This is a genomic window from Lautropia dentalis, from assembly GCF_003892345.1.
Taxonomy (GTDB): Bacteria; Pseudomonadota; Gammaproteobacteria; order Burkholderiales; family Burkholderiaceae_E; genus Lautropia; species Lautropia dentalis.
The window spans coordinates 1013274-1029166 of the sequence record NZ_RRUE01000002.1 but is presented as its reverse complement, the minus strand read 5'-3'; the positions used below and the strand labels follow the sequence as shown (position 1 = coordinate 1029166).

The 15893-nt window shown below is 60.8% G+C and carries 7 protein-coding genes and 1 pseudogene; all 8 read left to right on the top strand.

Annotated features, from left to right (window positions below):
• The 8 genes and pseudogenes from EHV23_RS12115 to EHV23_RS12080 all read left to right on the top strand — a co-directional run bounded on the left by EHV23_RS12115 (window position 1) and on the right by EHV23_RS12080 (window position 15874).
• A complete protein-coding gene (locus tag EHV23_RS12115; RefSeq protein WP_125096306.1) occupies window positions 1–2838 on the top strand; it encodes a helicase-related protein in 2838 nt (945 codons plus the stop codon).
• Window positions 2839–2940: 102 nt separating this feature from the next.
• Complete coding sequence (locus EHV23_RS12110; RefSeq protein ID WP_125096305.1) at window positions 2941–7437, top strand: Eco57I restriction-modification methylase domain-containing protein; 4497 nt, start codon at window positions 2941–2943, stop codon at window positions 7435–7437.
• On the top strand, window positions 7430–8302 hold the full coding sequence (locus EHV23_RS12105; RefSeq protein WP_203228993.1) for an HNH endonuclease: 873 nt from the start codon (window positions 7430–7432) through the stop codon (window positions 8300–8302). Before EHV23_RS12110 ends, EHV23_RS12105 begins: the two co-directional genes overlap by 8 nt.
• 84 nt (window positions 8303–8386) lie before the next feature.
• Window positions 8387–10102, top strand: a complete 1716-nt coding sequence (locus EHV23_RS12100; RefSeq protein WP_125096304.1) for an RNA-binding domain-containing protein — start codon at window positions 8387–8389, stop codon at window positions 10100–10102.
• Between the two features lie 520 nt (window positions 10103–10622).
• Window positions 10623–12167 (top strand): ATP-binding protein, encoded by a 1545-nt coding sequence (locus EHV23_RS12095; protein ID WP_125096303.1) that lies wholly within the window; start codon window positions 10623–10625, stop codon window positions 12165–12167.
• A 209-nt stretch (window positions 12168–12376) separates the two neighbouring features.
• Entirely contained in the window at window positions 12377–13570 is a 1194-nt protein-coding gene (locus tag EHV23_RS12090) for an AAA family ATPase (RefSeq protein WP_125096302.1), read from the top strand.
• A 119-nt stretch (window positions 13571–13689) separates the two neighbouring features.
• A pseudogene (locus EHV23_RS16175) lies at window positions 13690–13962 on the top strand (Rdx family protein); the annotation flags it as partial.
• A 628-nt stretch (window positions 13963–14590) separates the two neighbouring features.
• Window positions 14591–15874, top strand: a complete 1284-nt coding sequence (locus EHV23_RS12080) for a hypothetical protein (protein ID WP_125096301.1) — start codon at window positions 14591–14593, stop codon at window positions 15872–15874.
• Window positions 15875–15893: the final 19 nt, after the last annotated feature.

The window sequence follows — 15893 nt, the reverse complement described above, 5'->3', positions numbered from 1 at the left end:
ATGAACGCGCTCGAACACAGTTTTCAGCCCGGCAGCCTCGTCCGTGCCCGCGGTCGCGAATGGGTGGTGCAATCCGAATCTCGCCCGGACTGGCTTCGCCTGCGTCCACTCAGCGGCGCCGATGATGAAAGCATTGCGCTGATTCCGGAACTGGAGCTGCAGCCCGTAAAGCCCGCCACCTTCGCCTGGCCCAGCCCAACCCACGCCGGCAACCATGCAGGTGCACTACTGCTGCGTGATGCCCTGCGCCTGACCCTGCGTGCCGGCGCAGGGCCTTTCCGTTCATTCGGCAACATTGCCGTGGAACCTCGCAGCTACCAGCTGGTCCCGCTGCTGATGGCCCTGCGCCTGTCCACCGTACGTCTTCTGATTGCCGATGACGTGGGGGTGGGCAAAACCATCGAGGCCGGCCTGATCGTCCGTGAACTGCTGGACCGCGGCGAAATTGCCCGGCTGGCCATTCTCTGCCCGCCACATCTGGTCGAACAGTGGCAGTCCGAACTGGAAACCCGCTTCAACCTGCAAGCCATCGCCCTGGCCTCAGCTACAGCCGCACGCATCGAACGCAATCTGCCTCATGGTGTCCGGCTGTTCGACCATCACCCAGTGGTTGTGGTCAGCCTGGACTACATCAAGAGCGAGCGGCACCGTGAACAGTTTCTGGCTGCAGCCCCCGAATGCATCATCGTCGATGAGGCACATACCTGCGCCAGCAATGGCGCTGGCAAGCAGCTGCGTTTCGAGCTGCTCAAACGACTGGTAAAGGATGAGCACCGCCACCTGATCCTGCTCTCCGCCACCCCACATTCAGGCGACGAATCCGCCTTTTACAACCTGCTGTCACTGCTCAACCCCCGTTTTGTGGAGCTGCAGGGACACAACCGGGCCGAAGATCCACTGCGCCAGGAACTGGCACGACACTTCGTACAGCGTCGCCGCAAGGACATCGCCGAATGGCAATCCGAAACCCACGATGGCAAAGGCCTCCCCCGCCGCATGACCACCGAGCTGACCTACCGCCTCAGCGGCGGATGGGGAGCGTTTTTCGATGCCGTGCAGGACTATTGCCGCGACCTGGCCGAGGCCGCGGAACAGCAGGAAAACCAGAACGGCAAACCCGGCGGAACCCGCCTGATCTGGTATGTGACCCTGGCACTGCTGCGTTGCGTGGCATCATCTCCTGCCGCGGCCATTCGGGCACTGAGCCGGCGCCTGGATGGCCATCTGACGACAGAAGAACCGTCACCAGAAGACCTGCTGCAGGATGCCCGCCTCGACGACGGCCAGGCTGATGACCTGTCCGCCGACGACCAGGAGCCACCTGCCCTGCTGCAGGAGGCCAATCCACGGCTACAGGCCCTGATCCGTGACGCCGAGCGCCTGTCCGGCAAAGCAGGCGACCCCAAACTGGCCACGCTCATCCAGCATATCGGGCAGCTGCTGAAGGACGGTTTTCGGCCGGTGGTATTTTGCCGTTACGTAGCCACAGCCCATTATGTGGCCGAGCACCTGAAAAAAGCTTTCCCCAAGGTAGGCATTGAAGCGGTCACAGGTGAGCTCACACCCGAAGAACGCCGCGAGCGCGTCGAAAGCCTGGAAGAGGCCGAGTCCCACATTCTGGTTGCCACCGACTGCCTGTCCGAAGGCATCAACCTGCAGCATCTGTTCACGGCGGTCGTGCACTATGACCTGACCTGGAATCCCACCCGCCACGAACAACGTGAAGGCCGGGTTGACCGTTTCGGGCAGCAGGCAGAAGAAGTACGCTGCACCATGCTGTACGGGGAAGACAATCCGGTGGACGGTTTTGTGCTCAACGTCATTCTGCGAAAGGCCGAGGCCATCCGCAGGGAGCTGGGCGTGCTGGTTCCCATGCCCGAGGATGACACGTCCATCAAACAGGCCATGATCCGCGCAGCCCTGATGAAGCGGCAGGATCACATGCACTCCATCCAGGCCAGCCTGGACTTTGGCGATGCCGAAGAAGAGCTTGCGCCTCTGCGGGTCAAATGGCAAGACGCCCTGGACAGGGCCAGGACCAACCGTACCATCTTTGCCCAGCGCACCATCCGCCCCGAGGAGGTGCTACCCGAATGGCAAAAGCAGCAGCAGGCATTGGGCACCCAGCAAGATGTGCAGCGCTTTCTGGAAAGTGCCTGTGTGCGATTGGGTTCCCCGCTGGAAAAGGGACGCAACAGTGGATCCGCTGTTTTCATCGCCAGCAACCTGCCGGAAGCACTGACACTTCGTCTGAAGGATGAAAGCATCCTGAAAGACAACAGCAAACAGGCACAAACACTGTCCCTCAACCTGAACGAACTGCACCGCAGCCACCCTTTGATAGGGCTGCTGGCGCAGTACCTGCTGGAAAACGCGCTCGACAGCGAGAACCCGGTGGCAGCCCGCTGTGCCGTGACACTCACCGAAAATGTGGAGGTGGTGACCACCCTCTACCTGCTGCGCCTGCGTCATCAGCTCAGCTATGTGCGACGCCGTGAACCCTTCCAGATGATGGCCGAAGAAACCATCACCCTGGCAGTGCGCGGCCGAGTCAACCCGACATGGGAATCCAGCGACAGCACCAACCAGCTGCTGGCATGCAAGCCCAGCGGCAACCTGCCCGTCGAAACCATTCATCGGGAAATTCACGCCGCCCTGCAGTTCCTGACAGACCATCCGGAACAGCTGGAAAAACTGGCCCACGAACGCGCCAACACCCTGCTGGCCGATCACCAGCGCGTCCGCGAGGCTGCCAGGGATGTGGGGCAGTACAAGGTTTCTCCCTGTCTGCCCGTGGATGTCATGGGTGTGTATGTCCTGCTGCCGGATTCACTCTGAAGGCCACCAGACGCACCATGAATGCGAAAACCCGTATCCCTGGCCCAACCAAAGGCAGCTACCGGAAAGCCACAGACACCACTGGCAAGGACAAGCCCTGACATGAAACGCACCCGCAAGACCGAGGCTGCCCTCTCCCTTCCTGCCACACTGACACTGGAAGGGGGGCTTTTCCTGCCCGATCAGGTTCAAAAGGCCATGCAGGGCCTTGCCAGCGCCCAGCAGGATGCAGACTACCAGCTACCCAAGGGCCTCAAGGCCAAGGATGAATACAGTCGCGCCTTCCAGATTGCCTGCGCCCAATGGCAGGACTTTGCCCAGCAGCTGGAACGGCGGGACATCGACGCCACCCAACTCACCACCCGCTTTGTACAGGAGCTGCTGCGCGACGCCTTTGGCTACAACCTGAGCCCACAGGCACAGCCACAGGAAGTGGATGGACGGCATTACCCCGTCAGCTTCCTGGCAGGTAATCTGCCCATTCTGGTAGCACCCCACACGCTGGGGCTGGACGACGCCGACACCAGCATGGCCATCGAAGGCAGCGGCAGCCGCCGCAAGACCCCCTTCCAGGCCATGCAGGAGCTGCTCAATGCCAGCGAACCGTTGCAGTGGGGTATCGTCAGCAACGGCAGGCAGCTGCGACTGCTGCGTGATGCCGCGTCACTTACCCGACCGAGTTTTCTGGAAATCGATCTGGCCGACCTGCTGGGCAGCAAACGCTACGCCGAGTTTGCCAATGTATGGCGGCTGCTGCACGCCAGTCGGGCGCACACAGATGCCCAGAACGTGTCCTGCATCTGGGAACGATGGCGCCACGAGGGCCAGCAGGAAGGCACCCGGGTACGGGATGGCCTGCGCAACGGCGTCGAAAAGGCATTGCTTACGCTGGGTGAGGGTTTTCTGCAGCATCCATCCAACGATAAGCTGCGTGCTGCGCTGGACAGTGGACAACTGAGTCGCGACGCCTACTTCCAGCAACTGCTGCGGCTGGTGTACCGGCTGATTTTCGTGTTCACCGTGGAAGAACGCGGGGTACTGCACCCGCAGGGGGACAGCCCCGAGGCGCAGGCTGCACGCCACGCCTACGCCGAAGGCTACGCACTGGCCCGACTCCGCAACTTCAGCCTCAAACGTCGCCCCCGCAACCGGCACGATGACCAGTGGCAGGCCATTCGCATCGTCTTCCGGGGGCTGGACCAGGGCGAGCCCCGGCTGGCCCTGCCCGCACTGGGCGGCCTGTTCGCTGCCAGCCAGTGCAAGGACCTGGACGCCGCCAGCCTGGACAATGCTCACCTGCTCGAAGCCCTGAAAGATTTACGCTGGGCACGCCCCCCTGGCTCAGACAGCCTGGTGCCCGTAGACTACCGCAACATGGGACCAGAAGAGCTGGGCAGTGTATATGAAAGCCTGCTGGAGCTGGTCCCCACGGTGGATGTCCATGCCCGTTCATTCGACTTCGTGGGCAGAACCGACGCAGCCAGTACGGCAGGCAATGCCCGCAAACTTACCGGCAGCTACTACACCCCCGACAGTCTGGTGCAGGAACTGATCCGCAGTGCACTCGAACCCGTCATCGAGCTGCGGCTTGCTTCCAGCCCTGCAGCACCGGAAGCAGCCCTGCTGGCCATCCGCGTCATCGACCCGGCCTGTGGCAGTGGGCACTTTCTGCTGGCCGCTGCCCGGCGTCTGGCGGAAAGGCTGGCGCTGCTGCGCAGTGTGGCCAGCGGGTACGAGGGTGCCATCCGGCCGAAGGACTACCGTCACGCCCTGCGTGAGGTCGTGGCACACTGCATCTATGGCGTGGACCGCAACCCCATGGCCGTCGAGCTGGCCCGCATGGCACTGTGGCTGGAAGGGTTTGAAGAAGGGCGCCCGCTGGACTTTCTGGACCACCACCTGCAGGTGGGCGACGCCCTGCTGGGCCTGACCAATCTGGATGCCCTGACCCGAGGTATTTCCAAAGACGCTTTCAAGCCCCTGAGCGGTGATGACCGGGAAGTGTGCAAGGCACTGACCAAAACCAATGCTGTCGCCCTCAAACAGCTGACCAGAGACTTGCAGAGCCAGCAGATGCTGCTGGGTATGGACAACACGTCCGGCCTGCAGGCCATGCGCGCCATCGAAGACATGCCCACCAACACGCCGGAGCAGGTCAGCACCAAGGAGGCCCGCTGGCTGGAATTCATGCAGACTGCCGCACGAAGTCCGCTGGCACAAGCCGCAGATGTGCTGGTGGGCGCCTTCCTGCTGCCCAAGACCACGGACCGGAGCGCAACCGTACCGACCAGCGCCACGCTGCATACCCTGCTGACCACCCCCAACGACATCACGGGGCCTGCCGCCGATGCGGTGGCAGCAGCCCGCGCCGCCTGTGCCGAAGCACGCGTGCTCCACTGGCCCCTGGCGTTTCCGCAAGTGTTTGCCCCCCGCGGACCCAACGACCACCGGGGCTTTGACTGTGTGTTGGGCAACCCACCATGGGAGCGCATCAAACTGCAGGAAGAAGAGTTCTTTGCCACCCGCAACGCCGACGTGGCAGCGGCACGCAACAAGGCCGAGCGCAGCCAGCGTATCCAGTGGCTCAGTGAAGGCCGGCTGGCGCAGAACCTGAACTTTGGCCACACATCTGCGCCAAACGGCGCACCACAGCTGAAACATGCGAATGGCCCTGATGAGGCCGAAAGACGCCTGTACCGGGAGTTTGTCACTGCCCGCCGCACAGCAGAGGCCACGAGCCTTTTCGCCCATGTAAGCGAAAGCGAGGGGGGACGCTACCCGCTCACCGGCGTGGGCGATGTAAACACCTATGCCCTGTTTGCCGAAACCATCCTGCAGATTCACGCCCGGGATGGCCGGGCCGGCTTCATCGTACCCACAGGCATTGCCACCGACGACAGTACCAAGACGTACTTTGGCCACATCACCCAGTCGAAGCGGCTGGTCAGCCTGTACGACATAGAAAATCGGGACAAGCTGTTCCCTGCAGTGGACAGTCGCGTGAAGTTCTGCCTGCTCACCCTGGGGGCTTCCGAACAGGCCGAATTTGTCTGCTTTGCCACCCAGGTCAGCCAGCTGGCGGACGAGCGCCGGCGGTTCACGCTGACACCGGAAGACTTCCGGCTGATCAACCCCAACACGCTGACCTGCCCGGTGTTTCGCAGCAAACGCGATGCCGAACTGACCAAAAAGCTCTACCGGGCAGCACCGGTCCTGATACGTGATGCCTACGTCGAAGGTGAGGGCAAGCATGCCAGGGAAGTCCCTGCGCAGAATCCGTGGGGCATCACGTTCATGGCCATGATGCACATGTCCAATGACAGCCATTTGTTCGAATACCAGAACAACCCGGAACCGGGCAGCAGCGCAACAGACACGAAGCGCCTGCCCCTGTACGAGGCAAAACTGATTCATCATTTCGATCACCGCTGGGCCACTTACACAACCGACCCAAATACTGGCACCGTAGCCAGCCGGGATGTGACCCTGCAGGAAAAACAGGATACGTCCTTCAGCATCACGCCCCGGTACTGGGTGCCTGCCCGTGAAGTCTGGCTGCGACTGGCAGATCTGCCGGACGAACTGATGCGCGCCCTCAAGACAGACGATGGGCACGCCACCATACTTGCCGTCACCAAAATGCTGTTTGGGCGACACCTGACCTCTCTGCATGAGGAGGCCCCGGGTACAACAGCACTGGCCGCCTGGGAAAGCTTTGTTGACCTGCACGCTTATGCCAAGGATATCGACCCCGAAGAGCTGGGAGTCAAACCGCTCAAGAAGAACGCAGGCGGCCTGCTGGACGAAGGTCTACCCCTGGCCGAACAGCAACTGCTGCGTCTGGCCGAGGAAGCCAGTAACCTTCCCATGCCACCCGCAGGGCTGAGTAGCGAAGAAAGCGCACAACGACTGGCGGAGCGCTGGCTGAAGGAAAGCTGCCCTCAATGGTTGATGGGGTGGCGGGATATCTGCCGGGCAACGGATGAACGGACGGTGATTGCTTCGGTTTTGCCAGCGGTGGGTGTGGGTCACACCATGCCTCTGCTCACAACGGTTTGGGATGCCCGCCAAACATCCGCGCTTCTTGGCAACCTGTGCTCCCTTGTACTGGATTTCTGCGCGCGAGTGAAGATCGGCGGCACACACCTTACCTACAGCTATCTGAAGCAGTTTCCGGTCATCCCACCCGAACGCTACACTGAACCCGATCTTGATTTCATCACGCCCCGCATTCTTGAGCTGACCTATACCGCCAAGGACATGGCTCCTTGGGCCACGGCCCTTATCAGCGGATGGAAGCTGGACAATGGCAACTGGAAGCCAGGCACCCCGGAGCCCATCCGTCGATCACCCTTGGCTCCCTTCCCTTTTGACCCTGCACGACGCGCCATCTTGCGTGCAGAACTCGATGCATACTACGCCCGCCTCTATGGCCTGGACCGCGACGAGCTGCGCTACATCCTGGACCCGGAAGACGTGATGGGCAACGACTACCCCAGCGAAACCTTCCGCGTGCTGAAAGACAGGGAAATCCGGGAGTATGGGGAATACCGCACCCAAAGGCTGGTGCTGGAGGCCTGGGACAGAATTCATGCATGACGGCTACGCCATGGACAATGTACTGATCATCCATATTGCCGCCAACAATGGATTCGAAAATACCTCAACCACGGGCAATGGAAGCATCACACTCAGCTCTGCCCGGCACGAAACCAGTGTAACGGTAAACCAGTGGTTGACCGGCATGGGGGTGATCGTACAGTCACCCTATCCGGAGCTGCTGCCCACGCTTTCCCGCAATGTTCCCCCATGGCCGTCCAGAAACGACCAGTTCTACCTGACGGATCTTGATCAACTGGCCTCATTTCTTAAGCAAACAGCCCAGCTCTCTCTTGAACTCCGCAAGCAGAGCGCATCCAACAACACCGATCCATTTTCAGGTGAAGATACTCACTCTGTCAGCAAAACCGACACAGACCTCAGCCCCGACGGATTTCCTCCTGCCTCACCACAAGAAACCGAAATCGAACGCCTCCGGCGAGAACGCATCGGCCAGGACATCTATCGCCGTGCTCTGATGGCCTACTGGCACGGCGCATGTGCCGTCACTGGCATCACGCTACCCGAGGTGCTGCGTGCCAGCCATGCCAAACCCTGGGCAGAATGTACCAATGACGCTGAACGGCTGGACGTTTTCAATGGCTTTCTGCTGGTAGCCAACCTCGATGTGCTTTTTGACCGGTTCCTGATCAGCTTTGACGAAGGTGGAAACTTGCTGACCAGCTCTCGGCTGCCAGCCGAAGACATGCAGGCATTGGGACTGCACCCGGAGATGAAACTGCGCTGGGTTGAGAAAGAACATCTTCCGTATCTGCACTGGCATAGACAGCGCTTTCTTGCGGTAAACTGCTGCGCGCCCACGAGCGAATGTCAGACAGACACACATGACATTACGTCACGATGATCCGTGCGGAACTTCATGGCCATGAACGGAAAAGTCAGGATGGGGTCGCACCGGCCCTTTCATGAAATGTGAAGGATGACGAGGATGGAACAGGAAAAACTCATTGCCCTGATCGAAAAACTCCGCAACTTCCCCAGAGAGCAGAGCACCCTGGAATTCAAGTCAAACCTGAAGGAGCCCAAAGAGATTGGCCAGTACATCTCTGCACTGGGCAACTCGGCTGCACTCGAACGTCATGACAGAGCATGGATGGTTTGGGGAATTGATGACAGCACGCACGCCGTAACAGGAACGCAGTTCAACCCGAGCAAAGCAAAGGGTGAAGGAAACCAGTCGCTCATCATGTGGCTGACACAAAAAATACTCCCTCGGCCAGATTTCACGTTTCACGAAGTACCCCACCCTGACGGCAGAGTAATTCTGCTTGAAATACACCCACCTCGATCAGCTCCCCTGGCATTTCAGGGAGAACGTTACATTCGGGTTGACAGCCACAAGACAAAACTTTCCGAACACCAGGACAAGGAGCGTCGGCTATGGACAATGTTGGACCAGAATCATGACTGGTCAGGGGAAATCGTACCAGAGGCAACCTGGGATGATCTTGACCCAGAGGCATTGGAAGTGGCGCGACGAAAATTCATGGAGTTTGCGCTCAAGAACGAGCGCGACCAGGATCAGCTCGACAGGGTCAAGGCCCAACTACAGGAGATGGACAATCCGACCCTTCTCAACAAAGCCCATATCACCAAACAGGGAAGAATCACACGTTCAGCCCTGCTGTTACTGGGCAAGGATGAAGCATCACACCTGCTTTCCCCTGTCGATGCCAAAATAACCTGGCTTTTACGAAACGAGCATAACAAGACCATAGACTCGCAACATTTTGGCCCACCCATGCTGCTGTCGACAGACAAAGTGGCCAACCGCATTCGCAATATCATGTTGGAATACATGCCGGATCAGTCGCTTTTTCCCACCGCAGTCAAAAGCTATGATCCGTGGGTCATCCGCGAAGCACTTCACAATTGTCTCGCTCACCAGGACTATCTTTTGCATGGAAAGATCAATGTGGTCGAGCACCCGGATCGACTGGTTTTCTCCAACCTGGGGCAATTCCTGCCTCCCAGCGTTGAATGGATGCTCGAGACGCAATCTCCCCCAGAGCACTATCGCAACCAGTGGCTGATTGAAGGCATGATCCGGCTGCGGATGATCGATCAAGCCGGCAGTGGCATACGCCGCATGTTCGAAAGACAGCGGCAACGCTTCTTCCCCTTGCCTGACTATGTTCTGAGCCCCATGGCTGAAGGAACACCTCGCGTTCAAGTCACCATCAGCGGCCAGGTACTTGACATAAATTACACGCGCCTGCTGATGAGCAGAGATGACCTCGACCTCAAACAGGTACTGTTGCTGGACAAAGTGCAGAAGAAGGAGCCCATTTCGGCAGAAGAGGCCAAAACACTCAGGAAGGACAAGCTGATCGAAGGGCGTTCGCCAAACTTCTTCGTCTCCGCCGAGGTAGCGGCCTGGACCAAAAGCAAGGCCACCTACATCCGTAACCGGGGAATGGACGACACGTACTACCACCAGCTCATCCTCGGCTACCTAGAGAAGTACGGGCAGGCAAGCAGGCAGGAACTGGATGACCTGCTCCTACCGAAGATGCCCGATGTGCTGGACTCATCACAGAAAGCCAACAAGGTCCGCAACCTGACACAGAGTATGCGCCGCAAGGGGTTGATCCATTCGATAGGGGCACGGTCCACGGCAGTCTGGCGGCGCGGCCCAGGCTGAACCCTTTACTAGCTCGCATGGTACAGGGGTGAGCTAGTAAAGGACAACCTTCGTAACCCCTTGATTTATATGTTTTCTTTCCCTCTCCATCTAGTAAAGAGCCAGTAAAGGACAACCCTTGGCACGGGGCCAGTATCCCCCTGAATCACCTAACCGGCCCAGCATCTGCAGAACAGGATGCCCGATGCTCCTGCCCACCGGCCTCTCCTTTACTACAGCCCCCTACTGAAGATGAGCACAGTAAAGGAAACCAGTTCTAACTCATTGATTTATATGTTTTCTTTGCTTGAAGATCCGCCAGCCTTTCAGTAAAGGAAAGCCTTCGGGCCGTCGGAAGCCATCTCCAAAAAGGCGCCTACTCCAGGCATGCATCCCTTGCCCGCCATCACCAGATACCCTAAGATGACACGTCGCATATGCAACACATCATTACATCGGCCACGGGCCGCTACCATCCCATCGGCGAAGTCATGAACGGTCTGTAAACCTGCCTCACCGACGGCATGAAGGAACCTCATCCATGACGGAAAGCGAAACCGTCGAACTCAAGAAATCCCTGGCGGAACTCAAACAGGGCATCGTGTCACTGGCCGCCATGCTCAACAAGCATGGCGAGGCTGAACTGTGGTTTGGCATCGCCCCCAATGGCAAGGCGGTGGGCCTGGACCAGAACGACAAGACATTGCGCGATGTATCACAGGCCATTGCTGCCAGCATAGACCCGCGCATCTATCCGGAAATCACCCGGGAGGAAGTGAACGGCAAAAGCTGCCTGCGCGTCAGGGCTCGCGGGCAGGACAGGCCGTACTATGCCCATGGGCGTCCCTACATGCGCGTTGCCGATGAAGACCGGCAGATGAGCGCCCGTGAGCTGGAAACCCTGATCCTGCGCCAGAATCGTGCAGCCATGCGCTGGGACAACGAACCCATCGATCAGCCCCTGAGTACGCTGAACGAGGCGCGCATTCGCCAGTTCGTACAGACGGCAGGTCTTGCCTGGGACAATACCACCAACACGCTGGACAAACTGGGCCTGCTGCGCGACGGCCATCCCGTCAACGCCGCCCGGCTGTTCTTTGCCGATGAACCCATCGAACTGCGCTGTGCCGTGTTCGCCACCCAGACCAGCGCAACCATTCTCGACCGCCACGACTTCCACGGCACGCTGCTGGAACTGATCGAGGAAGCCCAGAAGTTCATCCTGAAGAACATCCACATCGGCATGCGGCTGGATGGCATGCGCCGGGTCGACGTTCCCGAAATTGCCGTCCCAGCACTGCGGGAAGCCATCATCAACGCCTTCTGCCACCGCGACTGGCGTGACCCGGACTATGTACAGGTCGCCGTTTATCGTGACCGGGTCGAGATCCGCAACCCCGGCGAACTGTACGAGAACCTGACGCTGGAAGAACTCCGTCGGGGCGGCGTATCACGCCGGCGCAACCCGCTGATTGCCGACCTGCTGCGCCGTATCCATCTGGTGGAAGCCTGGGGCCGTGGCGTGCCGCTGATCCTTGCAAACGCTCCCGATGTCACTTTCCGGGAGGTGGCCGGGCTTTTCATCGCCAGCTTTGCACGGCCGTCGGGCAGGCATACCCTTGCACCAAACGCACCCTCTCCGGATGCAGTGGAGCATTCCTCTGCCGGCATGAAGGATGCCGTGCAAATCACCAGCCAGGCAGTGGAAACTGCACTGGAAACGCCTGAAATTGCACCGAAAACACCTGAAATTTCACCAGAAACACCAGAAATTGCACCGAAACCCTCTGGAATTGCACCGGAAAATATTGAAACTGCACCGAAAACACCCGAGTCTGCACCAGCCCCCTCATCGCCAGCATCCCGCCGAGAGAGAACAGAGCACACCTTGCTGCAACTGCTGCAGGAACAGCCCGGACTCACTGCAGACAAACTGGCAAAGCTCAGTGGCATGAGCCTGCGTGGCGTCAAGTACAACCTTGACCGGCTCAAGCAAACCGGCCGCCTGAAGCGCCATGGCCCAGCCAAGGGTGGCTACTGGGAAGTCACGGACGGCACTGGTCAGCTTATCGCGCCTGACACCTGATATCGCACTGCCGTTCCGGCACATAATGACGCCAGGCGCTGACCAAGTCAGCACCGAGACCATGCATCTGCTGCGCATCATGCAGAAGGAAATGAGCCGCAGCAAAGTACAGGAAAGGCCTGGGCTGACGCACCGGCTGCATCTGCAAAACACTTGATCAGGCACAATACCCCCACCACCAGCCCAGCCTCCAGCCCGGAGCCCATGCCATGAGCATCCCCGTCTTTCTGCAGCGGGTCATCCTGCAAAACTACAAAAGCATCGGCCACTGCGATGTCCGCCTCCATCCCCTGACCTGGCTGGTCGGCGGCAATGGTGCCGGCAAGAGCAACTTTCTGGACGCGCTCCAGCTGGTCAGCGATGCCCTCAACGGCTCACTGGACAATGCACTGAACGAGCGCGGCGGGATCAACGAAGTCCGGCGCCGCTCCCGCGGCCACCCCACCCACTTCGGCATCCGGCTGGAATTCCACCTGCCGGATGGCAGGGAGGGACACTTCGCATTCCGGATCGGCGCCCTGAAAAACGGCGGATACGAAGTACAGAACGAGGAATGCATCATCGGGGGCATCGGCCGGGGGCCGGCCTACCAGGTCGAACGGGGAACCCTGAAGCACAGCAGCGAGCCCACCTTCCCCGCCATCACCTCAGACCGTCTGGCCTTGGTCGCTGTTTCCGGTACGGCCGCATTTCGTCCGGTGTTCGACGCACTGGCCTCCATGCGCTTCTACAACCTCAACCCCCGGTTGATGCGTGACCTGCAAACCCCACAGGACGGAAAGCTCCTCAAGGAAGAGGGCGAGAACATTGCCAGTGTCATAGGCCACCTGCAGCGTGTCGGTGATGGACAACTGGATGCCATCCAGGAGTATCTGCGCATTGTGGTGCCGATGATTCACGGTGTTCAGCGCAAGCAGATCAGCAGCAAGGAGACCCTGGAATTCCGGCAGGACGTAGGAGACAGCACGCCGTGGCGTTTCGAAGCCCAGAACATGTCCGATGGCACACTGCGCGCGCTCGGCGTGCTGACCGCCCTCTTCCAGGGCAACCGGGACTTCGCCCCCTCTCTGGTAGGTATTGAAGAGCCCGAGACCGCACTGCACCCAGCTGCCAGCGCGGCACTGCGTGAGGCGCTGACCCGTGCCTCCAGGCAAACCCAGATCATTGTGACCAGCCACAGCCCCGACCTGCTGGACGACACCAGCATACCGGCCGACACCGTTCTTGCCGTGGTGGCCGACCAGGGCAACACACACATTGCCTCGCTGGATGAAGCCTCCCGGGACAGCATGCAGAAACACCTGTTTTCTGCCGGAGAACTGCTGCGGCTCGACCAGCTGCAGCCCGACCCGAATGAACTGGAACACCAGACAAGGGCCCCTGCTCCCCCCACGGACATGTAACCCTTCTGGCCATCCGCCGCCCAGGTGAGGCAGACTATCGTCAGGGAGTCTGGCATGGACATCTCCCGGAGAGGCTCCCTGACGGGGGCAGCCCGCATGCACGCCCCCAAGGAGACATCATGGCCGCCCACACCATAACCATCCGCTACTGCACCCTCTGCAACTGGATGCTCCGCGCCGGCTGGATGGCGCAGGAACTGCTCTCCACCTTCGGCACCGATCTGGCCGGTGGCGTCACGCTGATCCCCGACACCGGAGGCGTCTTCCAGATCCATTGCAACGGCGTGCCCATCTGGGACCGCAAGACCGACGGCGGCTTTCCCGATGCCAAGGTGCTGAAACAGCGGGTCCGTGACCAGATAGACCCAACCCGGAACCTGGGCCACATCGACCGGCACGCCGCCTCGCATCCGGCAGGCCGGTCACACCCGGCAGGTCCGCTGCCCCCGAACGGCCAGCCCGGTGCACCGGCCTTCGCCGACCGTGCCATCGAAGCCCTGACCAGGGACGGTCACCCGGCAGGTTCCGCCCATGCCGGCAACACCCACATCAACGCCACCCACAACGGCACCTCACACATCAACGCCTCTTGCAACGGCGCTTCACCGGCCGGCAGCTCCCATGCCAGCCAGGCACCTGTCAACTGGAGCGACACCAGCCACGCCCATACCAGCCACACCGATGCCGACCATACCTATGCCGGCAGCTCCCTCAATGGCAGCCGGAACAACCCGCCCTCACCGCCGGTAACTTCTGCCCGGCAGGACGCCGGAGACGTGATGAGAGCCCTGCAGGAGCTGCTCGAGAAGGAGCTTCGACAGAGGCCCTCGCCGGACGCCCCCCGATGAGGGCAAACCCCGAATCCGTGCACGGCCGGCGTTACCCTGCCTGGCACGGAGACCAACCCTGCAGATGGCGTCTTGCCGGCACACGGCCAGGGCCACACACGACCAGGGCCAGCACAGGAATGAACGGCCCCCTGACACGCTCCGGCCCCATGGCACGTTCTAGAATCCCCCCATGATCACCCCCCGCGCCCTGGTCCATGCCCTCCACACCCACTGGGACACCATCGAGGTGCTGGCACGCCTGTCACGTGAGTTTCCCATCTTCACGACCGAACAGGTGCGTGCCTGCATCGCACGGAGCAACCCCGGGCTGAACGCCGAACAGCAGGGTGCCCTTCTGCGCCAGATGGTCAACAGTACGTTGCTGCAGACCGTGCCGCGCAGCGATGATCTGCAGCTCGATCCGCATGTCCTCACCTTCGTGCGTGGCCTGACCCGCGAGCACGAGCTGGGCCTGACCGCCGTCCTGCAGGCCCGTGTCGCCGCCATCCGCGATGCCACGGAAGCACTGGCCGAGGGCATCGTCCGGCACGACATCGACCGCGTGCGCTGGCCCGCCAGCCAGCTGGCCGAGCTGTTCCGGCAGATCGGCCTGCAGCTGGAGCAGGACCGGCATGCCATTCAGGAGCTGGCCGAAAATGCCCGCAGTGCCGACGCCCACATGCCGGCCAGCCAGCGCTACCAGCGTGTCCTGCAGGCGTACGACCAGTATGTCGAACCCATGAACAGCATGATGGACACGGGGCCGGAAGGCAGTTTCTACCAGCATCTGGAGGCCGCCGAGCGCACGCTGGACCAGGCGCTGGAGCAGTTCACCATCCAGGGCAGCCTGTATTCGCACCGGCTGCAGTTGCGGCAGGTGTCCTATCAGGCCAAGGAGCTGCGCCGGTTCGGGCGGATCGTGGCACAGCAGTGCGCAGACATCCTGCTGCCGCTGCGCGAGGAGGCACTGCAGCACAACGCACTCACCAGTGCCATCGCCTCCCTGCTGCAATCGGTACGCAAGAAGGGGCTGCACCGGGTGCTTTCCCGTCCGGCCAGAGACAGCCGCTTGCCGGTCTGGCGCAATGGCCGCGGCCTGAAAATCCAGGCCGGAGACGAAGTGCGCGACATCATGGCGGCAGCCCGGCACTACCGGCCGCAGGCGGTTGCCTTTCCGCAGGACCTGCCTGCTTCCGAAACGGTACCCCTGCCCGACGTGGTGGACGAGGCCGCGCTGCGCAGCCATCTGGCCGCCAGCCTGCCCGTGACGGACCTGCTGGCCTGGCTGAAGGCCAGCTACGGCCACCTGCAGGATGCCACGCTGATGCGGCTGTTTCATGACCTGCAGCATGGTGACGTGCCCTGGCAGACCACGCCAGCCAGCACCACCCGGCAGCTCGACCTGCATGCCATCCGTGTGCTGCATCACCCCCATGAAGCCGTGGCTGCCGTACCGTCGCCCAAAAATGCCTGACATGCACATCAGCCTCAAC

What these genes read in the sequence shown, in the direction of transcription:
- EHV23_RS12115 (WP_125096306.1), top strand. Translation starts at nt 1, where the DNA reads ATGAACGCGCTCGAACACAGTTTTCAGCCCGGCAGCCTCGTCCGTGCC.
- EHV23_RS12110 (WP_125096305.1), top strand. Translation starts at nt 2,941, where the DNA reads ATGAAACGCACCCGCAAGACCGAGGCTGCCCTCTCCCTTCCTGCCACA.
- EHV23_RS12105 (WP_203228993.1), top strand. Translation starts at nt 7,430, where the DNA reads ATGCATGACGGCTACGCCATGGACAATGTACTGATCATCCATATTGCC.
- EHV23_RS12100 (WP_125096304.1), top strand. Translation starts at nt 8,387, where the DNA reads ATGGAACAGGAAAAACTCATTGCCCTGATCGAAAAACTCCGCAACTTC.
- EHV23_RS12095 (WP_125096303.1), top strand. Translation starts at nt 10,623, where the DNA reads ATGACGGAAAGCGAAACCGTCGAACTCAAGAAATCCCTGGCGGAACTC.
- EHV23_RS12090 (WP_125096302.1), top strand. Translation starts at nt 12,377, where the DNA reads ATGAGCATCCCCGTCTTTCTGCAGCGGGTCATCCTGCAAAACTACAAA.
- EHV23_RS12080 (WP_125096301.1), top strand. Translation starts at nt 14,591, where the DNA reads ATGATCACCCCCCGCGCCCTGGTCCATGCCCTCCACACCCACTGGGAC.